Here is a 25,646-nt window from a genome sequence, read left to right on the forward strand (position 1 = left end):
CTTAATAACTACTCTTTTAATTCTGCTTGTTTAATATGAAATCATTTGTAGAACAATCACCCATCATCGTTGGGGGAGGAATTGCTGGTTTAAGCACCGCTTTAGCACTCGCTCATAAAGGAATTGCAAGCACCATTATCGAAAAGTGTAAGCAACTTGAAACGATAGGCGCTGGTATTCAACTGACACCAAATGCAACATCTATTCTTGCTCGCTGGAAACTTCTTAACAAACTCTCTGAAGTCGCGACAATCCCACATTTTTTTGAGTTAAAAGATGGATTATCTTTAAAAATACATCTACGGGCTCATCTTATTAATCTAACAGAAAAATATTGGAAAGCCCCTTATCTGACGATTCACCGCGCGGCTTTACAAAAAATTTTATATAATGCAGTGATTGAAAATCCTTTGATCAAATACAAAGCAGGCGAAACGATTTTATCTTCTACCCAATCTGCAAGCAACATTAAAATCACGACAATAAAAACAGATACGGCAACAGAACAGCTTTATTCAACGCCCCTCCTGATCGGATGTGATGGCGTTTGGTCAACATTACGGCAACAATCTCCTTTTCATGAAAAAGCAAATTTTAGTGGCTTTATTGCTTGGCGTGCAACAACAACATCTGATAATCTTCCTCAAAACTTTCGTTCTTCATTGCAAAATATGAAGACAATTACGGCTTGGATGGGATCAAAAAATCATCTTGTTGTCTACCCCATTCAATCGTCAGAAAAAATTTTTAATTTTGTCGCCATTACGCATGGAGAAAATTCAAAAGAAGGATGGGCCCATAAAGGAGATAAAGAAAAACTCAAATCTCTTTTTAAAGATTGGAATTCAAAAATCTTAGAAATCTTTGATCATATTGATGAATGGAGCTATTGGCCACTCTTTCAAATGAAACAAAATCGTTTTATCGGTTTAGAGAGACAAGTATTTGTTGGCGATTGCGCACATGCTGCCTTACCTTTTGCAGCACAAGGTGCCGCTATGGCAATCGAAGATGCCGCCACATTAGCAAAAGCACTTTCATTGAAAGATTTTTCATTAACGAAAGCACTTTCGCTTTACGAAACAATACGCACCCCCCGTATTGCAGCAGTAAAAAAACGCGCAGATTTCAATAGATTAGCCTATCACGCAACCGGTCCCATAGCAATTGCACGCAATCTCATGATGAAAATTCGTACACCAGAGAGCATTATGTCAGATCTCAATTGGCTTTACATGTATGATGCGATGAATTCTATAAAAAATAATGATAAAAACTTATAAAATTCTTCCGGCACTTTGAATATTACGAAAGAACGAGATTTTTTTAATTTTATGACACTAAAAAATATCATAATTTACTCAAATAAAAGCAATATTTTTCGAAATCTACAATCCGATTTTAAAAGCTCAATTTTTAGCTCTCCTAAAAGCAAAAACACCACTCAAAATCAGCTCCCATCTTTAATCTTTCTTTAACTCAATTCTACATCAACAACACCCTGAATTAATTTCATAGCATTTGCGACATGTGAATTTACCTTATATCGCTTAGGAAGCGCAATTTCGACTTCTCGCAATTCATCCTCTTGAATTAAAATAAGCCCAACCTCTCCATTCCCCCCAAGATTTAAATTTTGTTCAATTTGTGGAAGCATATCAACTGTTTTTATAAAGAGACGCATCATTTTATGCTGTTGTAATGATTCATTTTCCAAAGACTGAATTGTTTCAATTCGCAAACTAACTCCTTCAGAACGATTTTCTGCGCTCACCGTAATAATAAAAGATTTTCCGGGTTCTAGCATCTCTTCATAATCCGAGAGTGCCTCAGAAAAGAGAACTGCTTCATATTGTCCACTTGTATCAGAAAAATGAATAATTCCCATTTTTTTACCAGATTTTGTTTTGCGCACGCTTTTTGCCACAACAGTTCCAGCAAGCCGTGCAGCTGTTGCTCCCCCTTTAACGGCATTGGCAAAATTACCCCAAGTCTGAATGCGTTTTTTGTCCAGAATAGCTTGATACTCCTCCAAAGGATGCGCAGAAAAGTAAAAACCTATAGCTTGAAATTCTCGATAAAGTTTCTCAGCCGGCAACCAAGGGGTTGTTTGCGATAAAATCAATGGTTCTTTTAATCCGCCTGCCATTCCAAATATATCAACCTGCCCGCTAGAATTGTCATCGAGAATACGAAGTGCACGCGCATGAAGGGTTCCAAGATTGGCTAATAAAACCTCACGTGCAATGTTAAAACAATCAAAAGCACCAGCACAAACTAAACTTTCCATCGCACGCTTATTAACAATACGAGGATCAACGCGCGCACAAAAATCTTCCAAATCCTTAAAAATCTTATTCCCACGACAAGAAACAATATGATCTACAACAGTTTCTCCCACACCTTTAATGGCAGCAAGAGAATAATAAATACTGTTATCACCAACCTCAAAAACACGATGAGATGTTTGTATAGAAGGTGCAATAACTTCAATACCCAACCTTAATGCTTCGCGTCGAAAATCATTGAGCTTATCTGTATTCGTCATATCATATGTCATTGAAGCAGCTAAAAACTCAACGGGATAGTTTGCTTTCATATAAGCTGTTTGGTAAGAAACAATTGCATAAGCAGCAGCGTGCGATTTATTAAAACCATAATCGGCAAATTTTGCTAAAAGATCAAAGATAATATCAGCTTGATCTTTATCCACACCACCTGCAACAGCTCCATTGATAAAACGCGTACGCTGTTTTTGCATTTCAGCATGAATTTTTTTCCCCATAGCACGACGTAGTAAATCAGCTTCTCCAAGCGAATAGCCAGCAAGAACCTGAGCAATCTGCATCACCTGTTCTTGATAGACAATAACACCTTGTGTTTCTTTAATCAGATGATCTATCTTAGGATGAATAGAAGAAATTTCCTCTTCCCCATGTTTGCGTGCATTATAGGTTGGAATATTCTCCATTGGACCTGGACGATAAAGTGCAACCAGCGCAATAATATCTTCAATACGGTCTGGCTTCATTCCAATCAACGCCTTGCGCATACCAGAACTTTCCACCTGAAACACGCCAACCGTTTCACCACGTGCCATCATAGCATAGGTTGCTTCATCATTCAGAGGAATATTTGATAAATCTATTTTAGTCCCCTTTCTGGCAACAAAATCGACTGCCATTTTCAAAACAGTAAGCGTTTTTAATCCAAGAAAATCAAATTTTACCAGCCCCGCCTGTTCCACATATTTCATGTTAAATTGTGTAACAGGCATATCAGAACGAGGATCACGATACATTGGGACAAGCTCCCAAAGTGGACGATCTCCGATAACAATCCCAGCAGCATGAGTTGAAGCATGACGATAAAGTCCCTCCAACTGAAGTGCTATATCTAATGCGCGGCCAACAACGGGATCTTTTTTCTTTTCCTCTTCAAATTTAGGTTCATCCTTAATAGCATCAGCTAATTCTACCTGACTTCCTGGCGTGGCAGGAATTAATTTTGTAAGATAATCCACCTGACGATAAGGAACTTCTAAAACACGCCCCACATCACGCAAAACTGCACGTGCCTGTAACTTACCAAAGGTAATAATTTGAGCAACTTGATCACGTCCATATTTTTTTTGAACATATTGAATAACTTCTTCGCGCCGCTCTTGACAAAAGTCGATATCAAAATCTGGCATCGAAACACGATCTGGGTTGAGAAAACGTTCAAAGAGAAGAGAAAACCGCAAGGGATCCACATCAGTAATTGTCAATGCATAAGCAACAAGTGAACCAGCACCAGAACCCCGTCCTGGTCCAACGGGAATGTCATGAACCTTTGCCCATTTTATGAAATCTGAAACGATAAGAAAATATCCAGAAAATTGCATACGCGTAATAACTGAAATTTCATAATCAAGCCGCTGTTCATAATCTGCAATCGTATACCCTTCAGCCAACCCTATTGTTTCAAGCCGAATCTTCAAACCATCTTTAGCCTGATTTAATAACTCACTATCTTCTATTTCTAAAGTAGTTTCTGAATTAACAGATTGTTCTATAAAACGAGGCAATATCGGTTTTCGAAGAGGCGAGGCAATATGACAACGCAATGCAATTTCAACACTATTTTCCAAAGCTTCTGGAAGATCAGAAAACAGTGTAACCATTTCATCTTGTGACTTCAAATAATGATCTGGTGTCACACGTTTGCGATCTGGATTAGAGACAATTTGTCCTTCTGAAACAGCCATCAGCGCATCATGCGCTTCATACCCTTCTCTTTGCAGAAAAAAAGCTTCATTCGTTGCTACAAGAGGAATTTCATGCGCATAAGCCAATTCAATAAGATCAGCTTCTACTCTCCGGTCATAAGAGCCATGCCGTTGTAACTCCACATAAAGACGATCAGCAAAAGATTTTTTCAAATAAATTAAGCGCTCAACAGCATGTTCTTTTTTCTCTTCTGCCAAAGAAAGATTAATAGGTCCTCCCTTTCCACCCGTTAAAGCGATTATTCCTTCACTGTGTTCTGACAACCAATCAGCTTTAATATGAGGAGGATCAGTATCACACTTATCAAGATAAGCACGGCTCACAAGACGAACCAAATGAGCATAACCGGTTTCGCTAGCAGCCAAAAGAACAATAGAGCAAAAATCAGAAGGATTACGCCATTTAGCCAAACGTGAATGATCATTTTCATCACAAAAATCAACAGTAAGCTGACAACCAATAATAGGTTGGACCCCATGAGAAAGACAATGCTGTGAAAATTCCAAAGCACCAAATAAATTATTGGTATCGGTAATAGCAACCGCTGGTGCATGATCTAAAATCGTCTGTTGAATAATTTGGGGGATTTTTAAAGCCCCTTCGAGCAAGGAATAAGCTGAATGCACTCTCAAATGAATAAAGCGAGGAAGAGAATTTTTGTTCTCTTGCATTTGCATTTTATTTTTTACCACTCTCACAATTTCCCACTACAAAATAAATGCTAAACAGCACCCCTTATAAAAGAAAAAACTTCTGTTCATCATCAAACTTTAAAGCTATAAATTCATCATCCTACATAGGAGCAATATCCCAATTTTATTAATATTTATAAGAGAGTTCTATCAAGAAAATGCTTCTATTCACAGCAAATAAACACCTAAAATAAAAAGAAAAACAATATACCTCATCTAAGTACTTTAATTTTTGACCATTTAATTGTATTTTTCTTTAAATATTAATTTCTCTTCCTAAAGTTCAATGTGTAAATAAAGCAACCTTGTCTTTATGACTTTATCCCCAAAAAGCTCTTCTAAAGGTCTAGAAAAAACAAAAAGGGCAGGTTAAATTTGCTCATGCCTCCAAGTCTTCTTACCCCACTTTTTAATTCTATCCGAACTCTTTCTGGTATTACACCTAAAGTCTATGGTTTATTGACCAAACTCTTAGATGTTAATCCCACACAACGCGAAGCAACCCTTATTGACCTTCTTCAATTAATGCCCCATTCCGTTATAGACCGCAGAATGCGTCCCAACATTACTTGTGCAAAAGAAGGAGATACTGTTACGCTCGAAATTATCATCGATCAGCATCAACCACCACCCCGTGGTCACAACCGAATTCCCTATCGTGTTATTGCCCATGATCAGACAGGAAAAATAAATTTAGTCTTTTTTCATGCTCAACCTCTTTGGCTAAAAAAACAACTCCCCGAAGGAAAAAAAGTCATTATATCAGGAAAAGTTGAATGGTTTAATGGACAGCTTTCAATGGCGCATCCAGACTATATTGCCCCAAGCGAACAATCAAATCAGATACCTCTCATCGAACCTGTCTATCCCTCTACTGCAGGACTAACTGTAAAGACACTAAGACGCGCCATACAAAACGCTCTTGATTTTATTCCTCTTCTACCAGAATGGATAGATAAAAATGTAAAAAAGCAGCAAAATTTTCCTTCTTTTTCTGTTGCTTTACGCCGTATCCATGCGCCCATTAACCCCAATGATCTATCCTTAGAAAGTACAGCACGCAAACGTCTTGCCTATGATGAATTGCTCGCTTGTCAATTGGCACTAGGACTCGTGCGTTTGAAAACTAAATCTCTTGTTGGCACTTCTCGACCATCAACAGGAATTTATACTAAAAAATTGCTCAATATCCTCCCCTTTCAACTCACAACCGGACAAAAAAAAGCAGTAGAAGATATCGCAAATGATCTTGCTTCACCAGAACCGATGCTAAGACTACTTCAAGGTGATGTAGGCGCAGGAAAAACTGTTGTTGCATTGATGGCAATGGCACAAATTGCTGAAAATTCAGGACAATCAGCTTTAATGGCACCAACTGAAGTGCTTGCTAGGCAACATTTTGCCACCATCGCTCCTCTTGCCGAAAAGGTCGGATTACAAACAACGCTTTTAACAGGACGAGAAAAAGGGAAACTGCGGACAAATATCGTGAATGATATTCTGTCAGGTCAAGTTTCTATTGTCATCGGAACCCATGCTCTCATACAAAACAGTGTTACTTATAATAATCTCGCTTTAACCATTATCGATGAACAACACCGTTTTGGTGTCCATCAACGTATCGCTCTTACAGAAAAAGGTAATAAAGCTGATATGCTGGTTATGACCGCCACGCCCATTCCGCGCACACTTGTCTTAACAGCTTTTGGTGATATGGATGTATCTAAAATTACCGAAAAACCAATGGGACGACAACCCATTACAACAGCAACGCTTTCTTTGAAACGTCTTCATGAGCTTATAGAGAGAATCGCAATTGCATTAGAAAAAGGAGAGAAGCTCTATTGGATTTGTCCTTTAGTGGAGGAATCGACAGCTCTTGATCTCACTTCAATTGAAAACCGCTTTGCATTTCTCCATGAGTGCTTTGGAGCACACGTTGGTATGATCCATGGAAAAATGTCTACAGCAGAAAAAGAAGCCGCTATGGCATCTTTTAAATGTGGAAATACACGTATTTTAGTTGCAACCACAGTCATTGAAGTGGGAGTAGATATTCCAGATGCTTCGATCATTATCATCGAACACGCGGAACATTTTGGCCTTTCACAATTGCACCAATTACGTGGACGTGTAGGACGAGGCGATAAAAAATCTTCCTGCATTTTGCTCTATAAAGATCCACTGACTAAAACAGCAGCAACACGCCTTAATATTATCCGCAATACAGAAGATGGTTTTGAAATCGCTGAAGAAGATTGGCGCCTACGAGGCGAAGGAGAGCTTTTAGGTACAAAACAATCCGGAGTCCCAGAATTTCATATAGCAAACCTTGCTGTTCATAGCGATCTTTTGTCAATGGCAAGAAAAGATGCTCGTTTATTTTTACAACACGATCCTCATCTTTCTTCTGAGCAAGGACAAGCTTTACGGTTGCTCCTTTATCTTTTCGGACACAACGATGCTGCACGCCTCTTACGAGCAGGATAACAAAGACCCTCTAATAAAAAACTTAAATATCTCTCTGTTCAAATATGGTTTTTTCTTAGAATTACCCATAAATGATCTACGCAGTCTCTTACCATCTTTATGCTTCATGAACGAATAATAAATCAACAGCACTATCTTCTCTCTCAATCTGAATTATTCTTGCATTAAAACAGTAGAAGCAATATTGCGTCTTTTTTTACCATTATGTTCACATAGCTGATCCATTTTTTGATAGGTAAGAAGATATTTTTTGTTTTATCGTAAAGGATTGAGAAAGAAAAAAACTGTCTACAGCATTCTCGTTCAACAGAGAAAAATGGAAAAATAAGCTTTATTATAAATCAATTTCTTACACTTGATTATTCTTCAAAAGATTCAAAAATATACTTTTATTCAACCGTAACTGATTTTGCTAAATTACGGGGTTGATCAACATCTGTTCCTAATAAAACAGCCGTATGATAAGCGATTAACTGAACAGGGAGTGCATAAATAATAGGAGAAATAAATTCTGGAACATCTGGCAAAGTGATCGTTGATAAGGTCTTAAGAAAAGCCACCTCTGCTCCTTTTTTATCGGTTATTAAAATAATACGACCATTACGCGCTACCACTTCTTGCATATTAGAAAAAGTTTTTTCAAACCACCGATCATAAGGTGCAACAACAATAACGGGTATTGTCTCATCTACCAGAGCAATTGGTCCATGCTTTAATTCACCTGCCGCATAACCTTCAGCATGAATATAAGAAAGCTCTTTCAGTTTAAGAGCTCCCTCCAAAGCAATCGGATAAGAAGTTCCACGTCCCAGATAAAGAACACTTTTTGCATTCACCAAATCACGACAAATACATTCAATTTTTCTCTCTAATTTTAAGACCTCATTTAAAATACGTGGAACTTCTGCCAACTGTTGAACCAGTTTCTTTTCCATTTGAGCCGAGAGATAGCCACGTTGTTTAGCAGCACTAAGAGCGAGTGAAGCAAGCGTTGCCAATTGACAGGTAAAAGCTTTTGTTGAAGCAACACCTATTTCCGGTCCGGCAAGTGTTGGGAGAATAAAATCAGCCTCCCTTGCCATTGTTGATTGCTCTACATTCACAATTGTTGCTGTTTTTACACCCCGCTCACGACAATAACGCAAAGAAGCCAATGTATCAGCTGTCTCACCAGATTGAGAAACAAACAGCGATAACACATCAGACGTTATAGGAGGTTCACGATAACGAAACTCCGAAGCAACATCATTATCAACACTTAAAGCGGCAAATTTCTCAAACCAATAGCGCGCAACTAAGGTTGAATAATAAGCCGTTCCACAACTCGCAAAAAGAAGCCGATGAATATTTTTCCAATCAATCAAATTCTCAAGCGGTCTAACGACACAATTTCCAAGGTCAAGATAATGCGCCAAATTATGAGAAATCACTTCAGGTTGTTCAAACATTTCCTTGTGCATAAAATGACGATGATTACCCTTAGAAATCAATAAAGCCCCTTCGAGTAATGTCGTCACAGGACGTTTTACCGGTTGGTTGTTAGCATCATAAATTGTAACACCCTCCCGTGTGAGAACAGCCCAATCCCCATCTTCCATATAGCTAATATAATCAACGAATGGTGCCAAAGCAATCGCATCTGAACCCACAAAAAATTCATCTTTTCCATAACCAATTGCCAGAGGTGGACCAGAACAAGCCGCAATCATAAGGTTATCTTCACCTTCGAAAATAAGAGCAATAGCAAAAGCCCCCTGCAGCCTTTTCCAACTGGTACGTATGGCTTCTTGCGGAGAAAGACCATCTTTTAATGCACGCGTTATTAAATGTGCAATAACTTCCGTATCCGTCTCTGTTTCAAAGATACAACCATCCTCTATGAGTTCCTTTTGCAGTTCTACAAAATTTTCAATAATACCATTATGAACAATCGCAAGCTTTTCAGTCACATGGGGATGCGCATTGCGTTCAACAGCAATTCCATGCGTAGCCCAACGGGTATGACCAATCCCTAAACTTCCCTCCAGAGGTGTTTTTTTTAATTTTTCTTCTAAATGAACAAGCTTCCCCTCAGCACGTACACGATAAAGATGCCCATTATGGACTGTTGCCACCCCAGATGAATCATACCCTCTATATTCAAGACGTTTTAACCCCTCAACCAAAAAGGACGTAACACACCTCTTTCCAAGAATTCCAATAATTCCACACATTAAAAAGCTCCAACCCTCATCTTAAGATTTAAATCTTATAAAACAATCCAACAGCCTTTATTTAAAACTATAAATAATAAAATAATTCAAACATGGAGTACGGCAATCTTTAAGAATAAACATCCTATCCATCGTTAGATTAACACGAAACAAAGGAATAGACTGAAAATAATCATTTTTTCTGTTTGTTTTCTAACAAGCGCTCTCGAAATTTTGTCGCATAGCCCTCTTTTATAACCTGTCGTGCACGCCCAAAAGCCATACTGTTCATAGGAATATTTTCAGTAATAACACTTCCTGAAGCAACATAAGAGCCATCCCCTATTACCAATGGGGAAACAAGTGCCGTATTAGACCCAACAAAAGCATGATCACCAATTATGGTTTTATATTTATTAAATCCATCATAATTACAAGTAATCGTACCAGCTCCAATATTGGTATGTGCACCAATTTCGGCATCACCAATATAACTTAAATGATTGATTTTAGAAGATTCTCCTACCTTAGCTTGTTTGACTTCACAAAAATTTCCAATCTTTACGGACTTCGCCAACTCTGTTCCTGGACGCAAACGTGCATAGGGACCAATCTGTGCATCCTTACCAACCACAGCACCCTCGAGATAACTAAATGCATGAATAACAGCACCAGATTGTACTTTTACGTTTAACCCAAAATAAACATTTGGTTCTATCACCACCCCTGGTTCAATTTCTGTATCATAAGAAAAATAGAGTGTTTCTGGCTTTAAGAGTGTAACACCCGATAACATTAAATCGCGCGCTTTACGTTTTTGCCACAAAGAATCAGCCTCAGAAAGCTCAAGACCGTTGTTAATTCCTACAATATCTTCAAAAGGAACTTCAACAACACGCACATCTAATCCTTCGCGTGTTGCAAGAGAAGCAATATCTGTTAAGTAATATTCTTTTTTCACATTATTATTACCAACTTTCTCTAAAAGAGAAAGTGCATGTTTTCCACGCATAGCGAGTATTCCACCATTACAAAAAGAAATCTTTTTTTCTTCATCGCTAGCGTCTTTTTCTTCTACAATTGCAATCAATTGACCATTTTTCTCGAGAAGACGCCCATAACCTGTTGGATGTTTGGTATGAAAACCTGCAAAAACAACATCTGCTCCATCAGCAAGCTGTGCACGCATTTGGTGCAATGAATCTTGCTGAATGAGAGGAGTATCCCCAAAAACAATGAGCACATCATCCACCTCCTTTTGCAAAGCTAAACGAGCAGACAAAACAGCATGGGCAGTTCCTAAACGCTCTTTTTGTTCAAAAATCATTACATCTTTTACAAATGACTGAACAACGTGCATAACCTCCTTAGCACCATATCCCACAACAACCGCTAATTGTGAAGAGCCTGCCAATTCTATTTGTTTTAGAACATGGCATATAAGAGGCAATCCAGCAATTTTATGAAGTACCTTAGGCAGAGACAATTTCATGCGCGTCCCCTCACCTGCGGCAAGAACAATAGAAAGACAACTTCTAACCATAAAACACATAAGACTAACGAGAAAATCCAAAAAAATTCATAATACTGTGCCAACGAATATCTTCAATATAACTCAACGAAGGATAATGTTCTAAAAGCCAAAATGAAAGATCCTGCATAGAACCTGTTAAAAACAAAATCCCTGTAAGAATAAGAAAAACACCAATGATTTTTTCAACTTTTCCTAAATGAATACGAAAAGCTCCTAAAAATCGCATAAAACTGCTCGAAAATAAAGCTGCTAACATAAAAGGAATAGCAAGACCTAATGCATAAACCGCTAAGAGAACAGCTCCCTCTCCCACAGTTTCTTTTGTTCCAGCAAGCGTTATAATAGGACCTAAAATAGGGCCAATACACGGTGTCCAACCAAAGGCAAAAGCTAAACCGATAATATACGCGCCTAAAGGACCAGCAGGTGTTTTTTTGGTCTGAAAACGCGCCTCACGAAATAAAAAAGCGATCTTGAAAATCCCCCAAAAATTTAAACCAAAAATAATAATGACAATTCCAGCAGCAAGGGCAAACCAATCACGATAATAACCGATGAATTTCCCAATTGTACTAGCACTGGCACCTAAAGCAACAAAAACAGTCGTAAACCCAAGAACAAAAGCAATAACAGAAGATAATAAAGCCCACCGGATAAAGACTTTCTCATCAGGCTTTTCTGAACGAAAATCATCAATACCAACACCTGCCATATAGCACAAATAAGGAGGAACTAATGGCAAAACGCAGGGCGACAAAAAAGAGAGTGCCCCAGCAAAAAACACACCAACTGTTGAAATTTCAATCAAAACTCATACCCCGTCTCTCTTCATAGTTTACCCCCATGAACAACAATCAATCCACATCTTCATCAATTCGTTGCATATTTTGCTCATTCGCCACCACACTTATATCTTCGTCATGACCAGAAACGACTGAAAAAACTTTTTGATAGATTTTATCTTTATTTTTAGCAATTGCAATATACTCTCCCTCCGCTAACACGAGTGAAACATAAGCACCAACTGTTTCATAAACGATATCACCAGAATCATTGGCAAGAGACCAACTTGTATCTGCAAGCGCTTCCCCTCCTTCTTGTCGTACCAGCTTTAAGACAATCTGAGCAGCCTGATGTTCAAGGGTAACTTCTGTTATTTTACCAGCATCCACTTGAATATCGGAACGAGCCGTCGCATTAATAGAACCATAATGGGAAGCAACATGGTAGCGGCCAGCTTTTAAACGCACAACTGATTGGGGTTTAACATTTGATAAAATCACCCCCGTATCATCATTTTCTTTTTCATCCTCATAAATAGTAAAACGTAATTCCTTTTCATTCATTACACCATTGAGCAGTGTTGCATTTAAAATGACTCCACCAGCCTCAAGATTAAAGTTTTTTACAAGACTCTGTCCATTTTTTAAACGAATATGGCGCACAGCACTCATATGACCAAATGAGACATGAACAAGATAATTTCCTGGTTCGAGATCAAAACGCGCACTTCCCCCCTTATAGGTTGCCACTAATGGTAATTTATTATCAATCCCTAGAATAGGGGCATAAACCCGCCAGACAAGCCCTTTTTCAATATCCGGATGACTATTTGTTAATCGAGCATTCAAAATGAGTTGTGTTTGAGATGCTACATTTTCTTTTTCCTGCTCTTGAGACTTTACAATAAAACTCCTTGATTGTCCCTGCTGCTGATCTTTCCCTTCTCCTTCTTCAGAAAAAGCACAGTGGCTCCAGATCAATAAAGTAAGCACCACGCACAACCATACACATCGGTGCACTATTTTTATAAGAATACCCATTCTCACATTGTTGACCAACATGATATTTTTTTCAAGAAACAATATCACAAAGCCATCATTTTAAATTGAAAAACTCACACCACAACCACATGATGAAACAGCATTGGGATTGTGGATTTGAAAAGACTGCCCCATAAGATCATCAACAAAATCAATCTCAGCTCCTTCCATGAAAGGAAGTGATAGTAAATCAATAAACACAACAGCCCCATCTTTTGTGAGAACGAGGTCATCTTTACACATTTCAGAAACCAAGTCATATTTATAAGAAAAACCAGAACACCCACCACCTTCAACAGAAATACGCAATGCTATTTTATCGGGTTCACGCAAAAGTATCTGTGCAATTTTTTTGGCAGCAACATCTGAAATTTTCACATTCATTTTATATATCCTTGCATTAAACCATCAAGAAAGAGTATCCCATACTCAAAGAGCAGTTTATTTGTCATAAACCACTCTCAATTTTAAGATGATAATGGGCAACTTGCAATGGATATAGGCAATATCAACTTTAATTACCAATCTCGAGCAGTGTACAGTGCTCATCCGCAAACAAGCCGTGGTAGATTATTCCATGAAACGATGAGTACCACACGCTCACCTTTTCAACGAGATAGAGATCGTATTATCCATTCTAATGCATTTCGACGTCTTAAACATAAAACGCAAGTATTTATTGCTGACGAAAGCGATCATTATCGTACTCGCCTAACCCATTCCATAGAGGTCTCTCAAATTGCAAGAACATTAGCCCGTGCCCTTTGTCTTGATGAAGATCTTGCCGAAGCCATTGCCCTTGTTCACGACTTTGGACACACGCCCTTTGGCCATGCTGGAGAAGATGCACTTAATGAAGCCATGGTACATTATGGCGGCTTTGATCATAATGCACAAGCATTACGCATTGTCACAAAACTAGAACAGCGCTATGCAAATTTTGATGGACTTAACCTTACATGGGAAACCCTCGAAGGACTTGTAAAGCATAATGGTCCCCTTTTAGGTCCTCACGCGAAGAATAAGGAAGTTCCTATCGATATTTTACAATACAATGCAGAGCAAGACCTTGCACTCGATTGTTTTGCAGGACTAGAAGCGCAATGTGCTGCTATTGCAGATGATATCGCATACAATGCGCATGATATTGATGATGGTCTACGTTCGCAATTTTTAACACTCGATCAATTTGAACATGTTTCACTAACAGCAGCAATATTAAAAGATATAACAGATGAGCATCCCCAGCTCGACCAAACGCGTCGCGGTTACACACTTGTACGAAGACAAATAACAACCATGGTTGAAGATGTTATCAAACAATCACAAGAAAATTTAGCACGCATCAAACCAACAAGCATAAACGATATTCACCAAGCAAAACAAACTATTGTCACCTTTTCACCGACAATGATCGTTTATGAAAAAGAACTAAAAAACTTTTTATTTAAAAATCTTTACTACCATGAACAAGTTCTTAGTCGTCGCAATGCAGCAAAATGCATTGTACAAAAATTATTCAATTGTTATTATGAAAATCCAAATACAATGCCTGAAAGTTGGCAGAGCAAAACAGTGCACTTAAAAAATCAAGAGTTAGCACGTTTGATTGCTGACTTTCTTTCAGGCATGACGGATCACTACGCTCTACGTGAATATCAGCGTTTATTTGACCATACAGATAATTTCGTCTAATGGCTTTTGGCATCATCATGGAAGCTAAATATGAATATCTTTAAAAACTTCGAAAAAAAAATTAAGAGATCAATTGAATTATCTGATATAAAAGGAAAAAATGGAGAAGATCTAGATTTATCAAAAATCACTGTTGATCCTCCGCGTGATTCATCCCATGGTCATTTATCAACCAATGCTGCTATGGTGCTTGCAAAATCTATTGGAATCAATCCACGTGCACTTGCAGATAAAATCATAGAACTTCTTAAAAATGATTCCTCTATCGAAAATATAGATGTTGCCGGTCCTGGTTTTATAAACATAAAGCTTACAAAATTATTTTGGCAAGATGCTATAAAATCCATGCTTGAATCAGGCACTTCTTATGGTCGTATTCCAATGGGACAAGGAAAACGCGTCAATGTTGAATATGTCTCAGCAAATCCGACAGGACCAATGCATGTAGGACACTGCCGCGGAGCGGTTGTTGGGGATGTTCTCTCCAATTTGCTACAATTTACGGGCTATAACATTACGAAAGAATATTATATCAATGATGCTGGTCAACAAATCGAAGTCCTCGCCCACTCTGTACTATTGCGCTATCGTGAGGCTCTTGGGCAAGAAATTAATGAAATTCCAGAAGGGCTATATCCTGGAGAATACTTGATACCATTGGGACAATCACTTGCTCAAGAGTTTGGTGACCAACTCCTCACGATGGATAAAGATGAAGCCTTATCTCTTGTGAAAGAACGTGCAATTCATGCAATGATGTCCATGATTCGCGAAGATTTGGCTGCTCTTAATATTTATCATGATATCTTTTTCTCTGAGCGAATGCTTTATGCAGATAATGCACGCGCCATTCGTAACACCATTAACGACCTCACTTTAAATGGTTATATCTACAAAGGAAAACTCCCCCCTCCCAAGGGACAAAATACAGAAGATTGGGAACCAAGTGAACAAACTTTGTTCCGTTCAACAAATGTTGGTGATGACCAAGACCGTGTTTTAGTCAAATCTGATGGTTCTTACACTTATTTTGCTGCTGATGTTGCTTATTTTCGGGATAAATTTAATCGTCATTTTGATGAAATGATTTATATTCTAGGCACAGACCATGCTGGCTATGTAAAGCGGCTAGAGGCAATGGCAAAAGCAATTTCTGGGGATAAAGCTAAATTAAGCGTCTTCTTATGTCAATTGGTAAAACTTTTTCGCAACGGTCATCCTGTACGCATGTCAAAAAGAGCGGGATCTTTTGTCACTCTACGGGATGTTGTCGAAGAGGTTGGGCGTGATCCTGTGCGTTTTATGATGTTATACCGTAAGTGTGAAGCACCTCTTGATTTTGATTTTGCAAAAGTAACAGAACAATCAAAAGATAACCCCATCTTTTACGTACAATATGCAAGTGCACGTTGTCACTCAGTCTTTCGTCAAGCACAAGAAGCGCTTCATATTAAAAGCTTTTCAAATGATACATTAATCGCCCATCTTCATCGATTAACAGATGACCATGAAATATTGTTAATACGCAAACTTTCTGAATATCCACGTATCATTGAACAGGCCGTCGTTCATAAGGAACCGCATCGATTAGCGTTTTATCTTTATGACCTTGCTTCCAGCTTTCACACCCATTGGAATAAAGGGAGTGAAAATCTCAATTTACGCTTTATTCAACCTGATGATAAAGAGTTATCCTTTGCAAGATTGGGGTTGATACAAGCTGTTATCAATATTTTATCATCAGGACTTACCATCATAGGAGTCGAAGCACCAATAGAAATGCGTTGAAAAAGTTCTATAAATACATACAATAGGTACTCTATTGATAAACTTTTTCATGTATCCTTGCATGAGAGGGGGAAAATTTATAATTTTAATATAACAAATCAAAATCAACCATTGATTGCACGCAGATGCAAATCACCATGTGAGAAAAGCTATGAGCGATAACGATCGCAAAAATCTACACGAAACAAAACACGATCATGAACACCATGATCCTTTGGAAAGGCTTACGCGCATTTTTAATCCGCACAAACAAAGCGGAAACCAAAATGAGCAATCTTCTTTACAGACAGATCGATCAACATCTCACCCCGAAACATCATCCCATGATGATGATTTTGATTTGTCCTTTCTAGAAGAGGAACTTGAAAATAATTTAGCACATGACTTACCGTTTGATGATCAAAAAAAACAATGGGACTTGCGTGCAACCAGCAACGCAACAGCCTCAGATATTGCACAAACTGTTTCTTTCAACCATTCAAAACAAAATAATTTATCTGAAGAGAAATATTCTTCACCTAGCAGTCATGATGAAGAACAAATTTTAGATGAGCTTTCTCCATTACCAATCCCAAAGAATCAATCCCCTCAAGAGAAAACAACAGCAACCAGTGCTGATCCGTTTCTTAAAAAAAGTAACCTTATTTCACAATCAGAATCAGAAAATTTCTTTTTTGATAAATCTGAAAGGCGCGAAAATAAGAAAGAGATTCCAGAATCTGTTGAACAAACCAATCGTTTTTCACAAACAAATTCACAACAGCCTAAAACTACGGATATACAACAAACTTATGATGACAATCAAAACCTCTATGACACTCCTGTAAACCATCCCTATAAAATTTCAGCTGATCAAGAAAATTGGATCAAAAAAGATTATCCTGATGTCTCCTCTTCTACAGAGGCAAATGAGTTTTTCTCATCTTCTAATCTTATGTCAGAAAGACAAAACACTGCAAGAAATCAAACAAGAAGTACCTTCTCCTCACCTTTAGATTCTTCACCCGTTGATAGACAATCTTATTTAAAGGGGGCTTCACAAGAAGATCATACAACAAATTATCCCCATTTTTTTGCAGAAAACCCCTCACAACAAAAAACTTATGGCGAAAAAGTTCCGATATATGATGAGGCTCGAGCCCAATACATCAATAACGCCGAAGGTGCCTCTAACCCAAATAGAGAAATTTCATATAATGAAAATAATTTAGATGAGTTTCTTTCCTCATCCCCCTCTTTAAATACAAAACAAACGGATGGCTTTTTTGCCCATAACTATACGCACAGAGATACTCCCCCTCCCAATGTTGATACTTATAAATTTTCAGAGGAAATCGTAGAAAAAACTGGTCCTATTATGGTTCCAGAAGTCCCGTATGAAGCGCCAGAATATGATGTGCCAACTAGTGGTGGTTTAGAAGAAGAATTTGCTGATGTACTTAATGTAGGAAATGTCCCAACGGATAATTTTTCTCAAAAACAACAGAAAAATGAGGTTTTTAGTGAAGTTTTTCATCAGTCTATGCAAAATTCAAAAGAAGGTGTTTATATAAACTCTAAAGAACAAAATTCCGACTATTTTTCTTCTGCCAATATGGAATATAATTTTCCCCCTTTTAGCGAGAATTCATCATATACAAGCTCAGATGAGGTTCCCACGCATCCACCAGCTCCTCCTCCCTTAAAAAGTTTTATTTTTAGTAAAACTTTCGTTAAAGGTATTTTTATACTTATTTTAATAGGAATTGGGTTTTCTGGTTATTCGCATTTTTTTATGCCATCACAAAAAAATGAAGAAACGGTCATTATCCACGCTGATAATACGCCTTTTAAATTCAAACCAGAAACAACTGAAACGAAAAATGATGTTGCACATAATTTAGATATCTATAAACAAACAACTGAACAAAATGAGAAACAAGAAAATACACAACAATTTCTTATTGATAACTCTGAACAACCTGAAAATTTAAAAGAATTAAACCCTGAAGAATCTTCAAACGTTTCCTCATCGTCTTTAAATGAATCTGATGTTGAAGATGCAGTCACAGAAGCTATAAATCATACTATTCCAATGCGAGAAGTACAAACTGTTATTGTCAATCAAGATGGTACAGTTACACTAGCCCCCGCGCATCAAACAAACAGCAAAACTGCTGCTCAATCTGAAGAAAGCATTGATCAAGCTTCTAATGAACTTCAAGATTCGTCCCTTGTTTCGTCGCATAATTCTGATATAAACGACCAAGAAAGAGATCATGATCTTAAAAATAATATTGATAAAATAATCGCAGAAAATAATTCTAGCTCAAATATTGAAGAAAAATTTATCCCTATTCCTTCTCATGCAGAAAGAAATACACAAGTTGAAACACCAGCCGCGTCTCGCCCCATATCACCAAACAGAGTCGCAGCACAAAATTCAGAAAGTTATTACGTACAACTTGCATCTCAGCCAACGCATGAGCTCGCTAGAAGTTCTTTAAAAAATATGAAATCTAAATTTGGATTCCTTATCGGTGCCCGTTCTTTAAATATTCAACCCGCTTTTATACCAGGAAAAGGCACTTATTATCGTGTTCGGATTCAAGCACAAGACCGTAATGAAGCCATAATCCTTTGTGAATCCATTAAAAGTTCTGGTGGAAGCTGCTTCATCACACGCTAAACCAATAATGCAACGGTTTTAACAACCGTTGCATTATTTATTTCCATACCATTTAATTACTTATAAAAAACTTCAGAAATTAAAATCGTTCCTCTCTTTTTTATGTCTTTGTGCTGACTTTATTCTTTAGTCTACGTCGATTTTCGCTCTATCTAAAAGATTATATTTATGAAAAAATCACTCCGTACCCTTATAGGTATAAGGTACAGGAGGAAGCGAATTTAAATCTTTTTTGGGCGTTGTTATACTTTGGCTTGTTTCTGGAGTATTATAACGCGAACTATGTTCAGGAGATTTTGCAAAAAAAGATCCTAAAAAACCAAAAACAAACCATAGAATAACGACCGCAAGAAGAATAGCAAAAATACCCTTAGCAATTGAAACACGTTGTTCACTATCTCTTCTTTCTGCTGCCATACGTTCTTCATATGTGTGATAATTTTTATCAATCATAGTAGATTCCTTTTCTCAATTCCCTTACCTTTTAATTTCTAGAAAATATGCATATATGAAATTATTCAGATACTTATTGTGAGAAAACGATAATTATAGAAAAAAGTTCCAGCTTACTTCATAAAGTTGAGAAAAAGAGGCGAGAGTAGAATTAAAATATCTATCATAGCCTTTGAATTCTATAATAAACTCCTTTGTGTTCTATAATAAAACATTGACACAAAGGTTTTGTTAATAATAGAGTTGTGATCAAAATATCTCATTATTTTTATTAATAAAAAGAAACATACTCAAAAGGTTTTTTTATGAAATCTCCTATATCGTCGCTTCCCTTTAAAATAGAAAAACACCCATCTCCTCTGTCAGAAGAAAAATGTGAAGAAATTTTAAAAAGTCCCGGTTTTGGTCAATTTTTTACAGACCACATGTGTACTATTCAATGGACTGAAGACAAAGGCTGGCATAATGCCATCATTTCTCAATACAAAGCTTTAAAAATTAACCCTGCAAGTACCGTTTTACATTACGGACAGGAAATTTTTGAGGGTTTAAAAGCATATCGTGCAAAAGATGGACGCATCTTGCTCTTCCGTCCTGATGCCAATGCACAACGCTTTATAGAATCAGCGAGGCGTTTAGCTATGCCAGAATTGCCAAAAGATATTTTTCTGGATGCCGTTCATCAATTAGTAAAGATTGATCAAAAATGGGTTTCTGACCAGCCCAACGCTAGCCTCTATATCCGTCCATTTATGTTTGGCAATGAAAACTTTTTGGGAGTCCGCCCTTCTCAAGAATATCTTTTTTGTGTCATAGCCTCTCCAGTTGAATCCTATTTCAAAGGAGAAGAAAAATCTGTCAGCGTCTGGATTGAAACAGATTATAGTCGTGCCGGTCCAAGAGGAACAGGGGCTGCCAAATGTGGTGGAAACTATGCAGCAAGCTTACTTGCACAAAAAACTGCAACTGAAAATAATTGTAGCCAAGTACTCTTCCTTGATATGATTGAACATAAATGGATTGAAGAACTTGGTGGTATGAATGTCTGCTTTATTATGGACAATAATACACTTGTAACCCCTGCGCTTAACGGCACTATTCTTCCAGGGATAACTCGTGATTCAATCTTAAGGTTAGCTCAACAAATGGGATTAAAAATAGAAGAGCGTCCTTATTCTTTTGCAGCGCTTCAAGAAGATGCAAAGAGTGGACATCTTAAAGAAGTCTTTGCTTGTGGTACAGCTGCCGTTGTCACATCAATTGGTCGTTTTAGGTATAAAGGGGGAGAATTTATTATTGGAAATGAAACAGTTGGAGAAGTTACAAAGCAGCTTCGTACACAATTGGTTGGCATTCAAAAAGGGAACATAGAAGATAAAAATGGCTGGGTACATTCTGTCCAGCTCTCATAATAATAAGGTATTCTCATATCTATAAACGCTTCCATGAAAGTAGATTCATGGAAGCGTATTTCCTAAAAAAACTCCCTCTATTTTTAGTGACAAAAAAAGAAAGCATTAATCAAATTTCGAATGATTTCTATGCTTTGCTTTAATATTACGGACTGTACCCGTATGGGAGCGCATTATGAGAGTTTCCGTTTGAATGTAACGAGATGTAAATTTAACACCAGAAAGCATATTGCCATCTGTCACCCCTGTTGCTGCAAACAAAACATCACCCTTTGCCATTTCTTCCATTGTATAAGCTTTATTGGGATCACTAATCCCCATTTTAGCTGCACGAGCAATTTTCTCTTCTGTATCTAGCAGCAAACGACCTTGCATCTGTCCTCCAATACAGCGCAAAGCAGCAGAAGCTAAAACACCTTCAGGTGCTCCCCCAATCCCCATATAGATATCAATACCTGTTTCTTCTGGATCAGTTGTATCAATAACAGCAGCAACATCTCCATCCCCAATCAAGCGAATCGATGCCCCTGTTGCACGTACTTCATTAACCAATTTTTCATGACGAGGTCTATCCATAATACAAACAACAATCTGATTAACAGCCACTCCTTTAGCCTTCGCAAGAGCATGGATATTATCGGTAGGACAAGCATCTATATCTACTACTCCCTTTGGATAACCAGGACCAATAGCAATTTTTTTCATATAAACATCAGGAGCGTAAAGGAGATTACCTTTTTCAGCAATTGCAATTACTGCCAAAGAATTGGCAATATTTTTAGCACAAAGTGTTGTTCCCTCTAGTGGATCAAGTGCAATATCGATCGCCAACCCACTTTGAAGACCTACTTTTTCTCCAATATAAAGCATAGGCGCTTCATCCCGCTCACCTTCACCAATCACCACTGTACCATCAATAGGCAATCGATTAAGTTCCTGCCGCATTGCATCTACAGCAGCCTGATCCGCAGCTTTTTCATCGCCACGCCCGCGCCAGCGTGCAGCAGCAACAGCAGCACGTTCAGTAACACGTACCAATTCAAGCGTCAAAATACGATCAAGTCCATTTAAAATCTTCTGAGTTGTGGGCATATGAAAAAATCCTACCGAATGAATACCAGAAAAAATATGAGTCCTTATTAAATACTAAGAATAAAGTTTTTGGCAAAGATGAAAATTTTCCACAAGAAACAAAAGAACTCAAGCTTGCCTTTTTGTCATTATCAAGAAAGTTATCAATTCTCTGCCATAGGCTCAATACGAATAAATTGAGATTTTGCAACAAGATGTCCATCTTTTTCAATTTCTGCAAGTGCCTGTCGTACATTCACCTCTGTTGTTTCATGCGTAATTAAAATAATTGTTTTTTCAATTTGATCTTCTACAAAAGATCTTTGAACAATCGACTCCAATGAGATGTGATTATCAGCCATATGCCTTGCAACCGCGGCAAAAACACCAGTACGATCATGAACATTTAAACGAATAAAATAACCCCCTGCATGATGCGAAATACGTGCTTTTTTATGAGGAGTAAGTTCTAATGCTGGACGTCTTAAAACAGGTGCATACTGAAAACCAGAACGCGCTTTTGCTATATCAGCCAAATCACCAATAACGGCTGATGCTGTTGCCATTCCTCCGGCGCCAGGACCAGAAAACAGTAATTCACCTAATAAATCACTTTGAATAGAAAGAGCATTGGTTACGCCATTTATCTGTGCAATCATTGAAGATGTTGGTACCATTGTTGGATGAACGCGTTGCTCTATTCCAGAATCCGTTTTTAATGCAACTCCTAAAAGCTTAATCCGATACCCTAATTCATCAGCTGCTCGAATATCAATTTGCGAAATATTATGAATTCCTTCAACATAAACATCATCTAACGAAACAGCTGTTCCAAATGCCAAGCTTGTCAACAAAGCTAATTTATGAGCAGTATCATTTCCCTCAATATCAAAACTTGGATCTGCTTCAGCATATCCAAGTCTCTGTGCATCTGCTAAACAATCTTTAAATGAAAGACCTTCCGTAAACATGCGTGTTAATATATAATTACAGGTTCCATTGAGAATACCATAAATTCGCGATATCTGATTACTGACAAGTGATTCTCTCATCGCTTTGATGACAGGAATTCCCCCTGCAACAGCTGCTTCAAAATGAAGAAAAACTCCTTTTTTTTCTGCAATTATAGCCAGCTCTACTCCATGTCGAGCAAGAAGGGCTTTATTGGCTGTTACAACATGATGTCCCGCCTCAAGCGCTCTCTTAACAGCGGTGTACACCACATCCAATTCACCACCAATTAACTCTACAAAAACATCAATCTCATCAGAAGCAGCCAACTCCACGGGTGAATCAAACCATTTTATATCACTGAGATCAATTCCACGATTACGGCTTTTATCGCGCGCACTAACAGCAACGACTTTGATGAATCGCCCACATTGACAAGCTAAACTATTCGCTTTTTCACATAGAGCTCGAACAACTGAAGTACCAACCGTACCAAGTCCCGCAACACCAACTTTTAAAGCTTCTGCCATTATTAACCACTGATCCCTCTCTTCACTGAAAAATCGTTTAAATGATGTGCCAATCAACACAAAGAATACTTACATCCATAAGAACAAAAGAAATACCCCGCTCTATTCACTTCATGTTCTCCAATAGAATTATTCCCGCTTGTTCAATCAACATTCCTAAAAATATAATATTTATTGTCTTCAAAGATTTCAGAATCTTTATAAAATATCTAATTCAGAATGAAAATCTGTAAAACTGATAAATGCAAATTGCCATAAAGAAAAGTTCTAAAAAATAATCAATAACAAGTTAAAGAATATTAAGGACTTAGTAAGAAAGAATAAAAACATCTCTTCTAAATTAACAAATACGGAACAAAAAACATTCTTTCATATGAAAAATTAAGAGAATGGATAAAACAAAGTAGATCAGTAAATAATAACACATTTCTTCCTACCATTCCATAGTTTGAAATATAAATCTTTAATGCAAAAATCTTAATGCACTTATATATCAAAATAGAACCTTACATTAAAGTAAAAAACAAGACTTAATATGTGCACACCATAATTCTGAAATATTATAAATATGGAGAATAAATTTGCAAAACTCAAATATTTTACCTAAACTTACTGCCACCTCTTTGAAAAACTAGCGAATTGAAATGACAAAAATCTCAATCTACCCTTTACCCATGCTAATTCATTTTCAAATAAATAACCTTCTCAACATGTGAGGGAACAAATGAAGGGGTTTTAATTTTAAATTCCTTATAAACATGTAAAAGTAAAGATAAGAAAAATATTTTTAATATATTCTGTAAATAATTGCTTTAATATTTTTATTTTCATCATACAGAATCCATTTATATTTTTTAAAATAAAATTAATCTATGGTTTATGCCTAAAAAAACTTTTGTATGATTGGTATTATTTGCTAATTTGGTAATAAATATTTGTTTTATACTTCATAAATTATACAGTTTTTTGCTTTATGATAAGCTCAAATGAGAAATCTTCTGTATAAAGGCTCTTTCTAGCAAGTTAAATAATATTCTCATGTACAAGCAAAGATAACAAACGATAAAATATGCAAAAAATAAACACACTTAAAATAATGTTTTGATCATTTTTGCCTACTAGTCAAACTGAAAAGAAACAATCCAAACAGGAATTGCTCAAAAATTATTCAATAAAACACACTTTTTTCAAAAAAAATGACACAGAGGGCTTGCGAAGTAAAAAGATCCTCTCTATAAGCCTCATCAATGGTTTGCGCCCATCGTCTAGCGGTTAGGACATCGCCCTTTCACGGCGGAAACAGGGGTTCGATTCCCCTTGGGCGTACCATGTTTCTTTTTTCTGTACATAATCTATTGATTTTATATATCTTTTTTAAAGTACGGGATACGTGGATAAAAGTTAGGGAATAGGATTTTCTAACATTTGTCTACAACAGTAGCATTTTCTTTTCTTTGCGCTTCGCTAATCATCTCTAATAATGTTTTGAATGCTTCTAAATCCTCTTGTGAAAAATCTTTTAAAGTTCTAAAAAACATGCCAACAGTTTTACGCCTCAACGGATCAGAAGTCTTGATTGTAAAACTTTTGCGACAAGCATCCGATTCTCTTCTCAAAATTTCTGCTACCTCTTGATCTAAAGCATAGAGTTCAATTATCTTTTCCTCCAGTCCTACAGGAACAGATTTTTTGCCAATTTCTACAGCAGATAAAAATGATACAGATATGTCTAATTTCTTAGCCATATCTAAGAGGCGTTCGGAGTGATCAATGCGAAGTTTCCGTAAAATTTTACCAAAAGATGTAACCATATAAAAAGTCCTATTAGAGAAGAAATATTTCTTCTGATTCTAACAAATCTTTTTATGATTTTCTTCAATTATTACGAATCAAGAGTTCTTTTCGGGGTGGTTTTTTAGCAAAACCAGAGGTCCAAAGGGTCTCTAATTCTAAAAAGTCAAAATCCTTAAAGATCTCTCGAACCGCATCACAATCATTTAGACTCAAGACAAATTTGCCTTGTATGCTTTTGAGAACTTTTGCCATACTCACAAAATCATCTTCAACAAAATTCCC

At 37.2% G+C, this 25,646-nt stretch carries 16 protein-coding genes, 1 tRNA gene and 1 pseudogene; 7 read left to right on the top strand and 11 right to left on the bottom strand.

Translation table 11 applies throughout. From position 1 onward, the window contains the following. Positions 1-35: 35 nt before the first annotated feature. Entirely contained in the window at positions 36-1,283 is a 1,248-nt protein-coding gene (locus ACFINZ_RS06495; protein ID WP_375634469.1) for an FAD-binding protein, read from the top strand. 191 nt (positions 1,284-1,474) lie between these two features. Here ACFINZ_RS06495 and dnaE read toward each other — a convergent pair whose 3' ends face one another. Beyond that, positions 1,475-4,942 carry a DNA polymerase III subunit alpha gene (gene dnaE, locus ACFINZ_RS06500; RefSeq protein ID WP_375701252.1) on the bottom strand — a complete coding sequence of 1,156 codons (3,468 nt, stop codon included), beginning with the start codon at positions 4,940-4,942 and terminating at the stop codon, positions 1,475-1,477. Between the two features lie 402 nt (positions 4,943-5,344). On the opposite strand from dnaE, the gene recG reads away from it, so the two are divergent. Further along, positions 5,345-7,453, top strand: coding sequence for an ATP-dependent DNA helicase RecG (gene recG, locus ACFINZ_RS06505; protein ID WP_375701245.1), 2,109 nt, complete (start codon positions 5,345-5,347; stop codon positions 7,451-7,453). A 389-nt stretch (positions 7,454-7,842) separates the two neighbouring features. Here the strand turns inward: recG and glmS are convergent, their stop codons facing one another. The 5 genes from glmS to ACFINZ_RS06530 all read right to left on the bottom strand — a co-directional run bounded on the left by glmS (position 7,843) and on the right by ACFINZ_RS06530 (position 13,386). After that, entirely contained in the window at positions 7,843-9,666 is a 1,824-nt protein-coding gene (gene glmS / locus ACFINZ_RS06510) for a glutamine--fructose-6-phosphate transaminase (isomerizing) (RefSeq protein WP_375683996.1), read from the bottom strand. Positions 9,667-9,838: 172 nt separating this feature from the next. Continuing rightward, positions 9,839-11,188, bottom strand: coding sequence for a bifunctional UDP-N-acetylglucosamine diphosphorylase/glucosamine-1-phosphate N-acetyltransferase GlmU (gene glmU / locus ACFINZ_RS06515; RefSeq protein WP_375636831.1), 1,350 nt, complete (start codon positions 11,186-11,188; stop codon positions 9,839-9,841). A 13-nt stretch (positions 11,189-11,201) separates the two neighbouring features. After that, positions 11,202-11,987: a cytochrome c biogenesis CcdA family protein gene (locus ACFINZ_RS06520; RefSeq protein WP_375636829.1), complete on the bottom strand. Its 786-nt coding sequence runs from the start codon at positions 11,985-11,987 to the stop codon at positions 11,202-11,204. Positions 11,988-12,033: 46 nt separating this feature from the next. Beyond that, positions 12,034-13,023 carry a carboxypeptidase regulatory-like domain-containing protein gene (locus tag ACFINZ_RS06525; RefSeq protein ID WP_375639917.1) on the bottom strand — a complete coding sequence of 330 codons (990 nt, stop codon included), beginning with the start codon at positions 13,021-13,023 and terminating at the stop codon, positions 12,034-12,036. Between the two features lie 39 nt (positions 13,024-13,062). Next, complete coding sequence (locus tag ACFINZ_RS06530; RefSeq protein WP_375633181.1) at positions 13,063-13,386, bottom strand: HesB/IscA family protein; 324 nt, start codon at positions 13,384-13,386, stop codon at positions 13,063-13,065. Positions 13,387-13,494: 108 nt separating this feature from the next. Here ACFINZ_RS06530 and ACFINZ_RS06535 point away from each other — a divergent pair, with 108 nt between their 5' ends. From ACFINZ_RS06535 to ACFINZ_RS06545, 3 genes are all read left to right on the top strand, one after another. Continuing rightward, the gene (locus ACFINZ_RS06535) at positions 13,495-14,697 is read left to right on the top strand and encodes a deoxyguanosinetriphosphate triphosphohydrolase (protein WP_375701246.1); all 1,203 of its coding nucleotides are present in this window, start codon (positions 13,495-13,497) and stop codon (positions 14,695-14,697) included. Positions 14,698-14,727: 30 nt separating this feature from the next. After that, complete coding sequence (gene argS / locus ACFINZ_RS06540; RefSeq protein ID WP_375636827.1) at positions 14,728-16,485, top strand: arginine--tRNA ligase; 1,758 nt, start codon at positions 14,728-14,730, stop codon at positions 16,483-16,485. Positions 16,486-16,636: 151 nt separating this feature from the next. Then, positions 16,637-19,153 carry an SPOR domain-containing protein gene (locus ACFINZ_RS06545; RefSeq protein ID WP_375701247.1) on the top strand — a complete coding sequence of 839 codons (2,517 nt, stop codon included), beginning with the start codon at positions 16,637-16,639 and terminating at the stop codon, positions 19,151-19,153. A 177-nt stretch (positions 19,154-19,330) separates the two neighbouring features. Here the strand turns inward: ACFINZ_RS06545 and ACFINZ_RS06550 are convergent, their stop codons facing one another. Then, positions 19,331-19,606 carry a hypothetical protein gene (locus tag ACFINZ_RS06550; protein WP_375701248.1) on the bottom strand — a complete coding sequence of 92 codons (276 nt, stop codon included), beginning with the start codon at positions 19,604-19,606 and terminating at the stop codon, positions 19,331-19,333. 305 nt (positions 19,607-19,911) lie between these two features. Here ACFINZ_RS06550 and ACFINZ_RS06555 point away from each other — a divergent pair, with 305 nt between their 5' ends. After that, a complete protein-coding gene (locus ACFINZ_RS06555) occupies positions 19,912-21,018 on the top strand; it encodes a branched-chain amino acid aminotransferase (RefSeq protein WP_375701249.1) in 1,107 nt (368 codons plus the stop codon). Between the two features lie 105 nt (positions 21,019-21,123). Here the strand turns inward: ACFINZ_RS06555 and glpX are convergent, their stop codons facing one another. Both glpX and ACFINZ_RS06565 read right to left on the bottom strand, forming a co-directional pair. Beyond that, positions 21,124-22,110: a class II fructose-bisphosphatase gene (gene glpX / locus ACFINZ_RS06560; protein WP_375701250.1), complete on the bottom strand. Its 987-nt coding sequence runs from the start codon at positions 22,108-22,110 to the stop codon at positions 21,124-21,126. Between the two features lie 143 nt (positions 22,111-22,253). Beyond that, positions 22,254-23,570, bottom strand: coding sequence for a homoserine dehydrogenase (locus ACFINZ_RS06565; protein WP_375633188.1), 1,317 nt, complete (start codon positions 23,568-23,570; stop codon positions 22,254-22,256). 1,254 nt (positions 23,571-24,824) lie between these two features. Here ACFINZ_RS06565 and ACFINZ_RS06570 point away from each other — a divergent pair. After that, positions 24,825-24,899, top strand: a tRNA-Glu gene (locus ACFINZ_RS06570). 89 nt (positions 24,900-24,988) lie between these two features. On the opposite strand, the gene ACFINZ_RS06575 is transcribed toward ACFINZ_RS06570, so the two are convergent. Next, on the bottom strand, positions 24,989-25,381 hold the full coding sequence (locus ACFINZ_RS06575; RefSeq protein WP_375611592.1) for a helix-turn-helix domain-containing protein: 393 nt from the start codon (positions 25,379-25,381) through the stop codon (positions 24,989-24,991). A gap of 64 nt (positions 25,382-25,445) precedes the next feature. After that, positions 25,446-25,646, bottom strand: a pseudogene (locus tag ACFINZ_RS06580) (DNA adenine methylase); the annotation flags it as partial.

It is taken from the genome of Bartonella sp. AA81SXKL (assembly GCF_042196945.1).
Lineage (GTDB): Bacteria > Pseudomonadota > Alphaproteobacteria > Rhizobiales > Rhizobiaceae > Bartonella.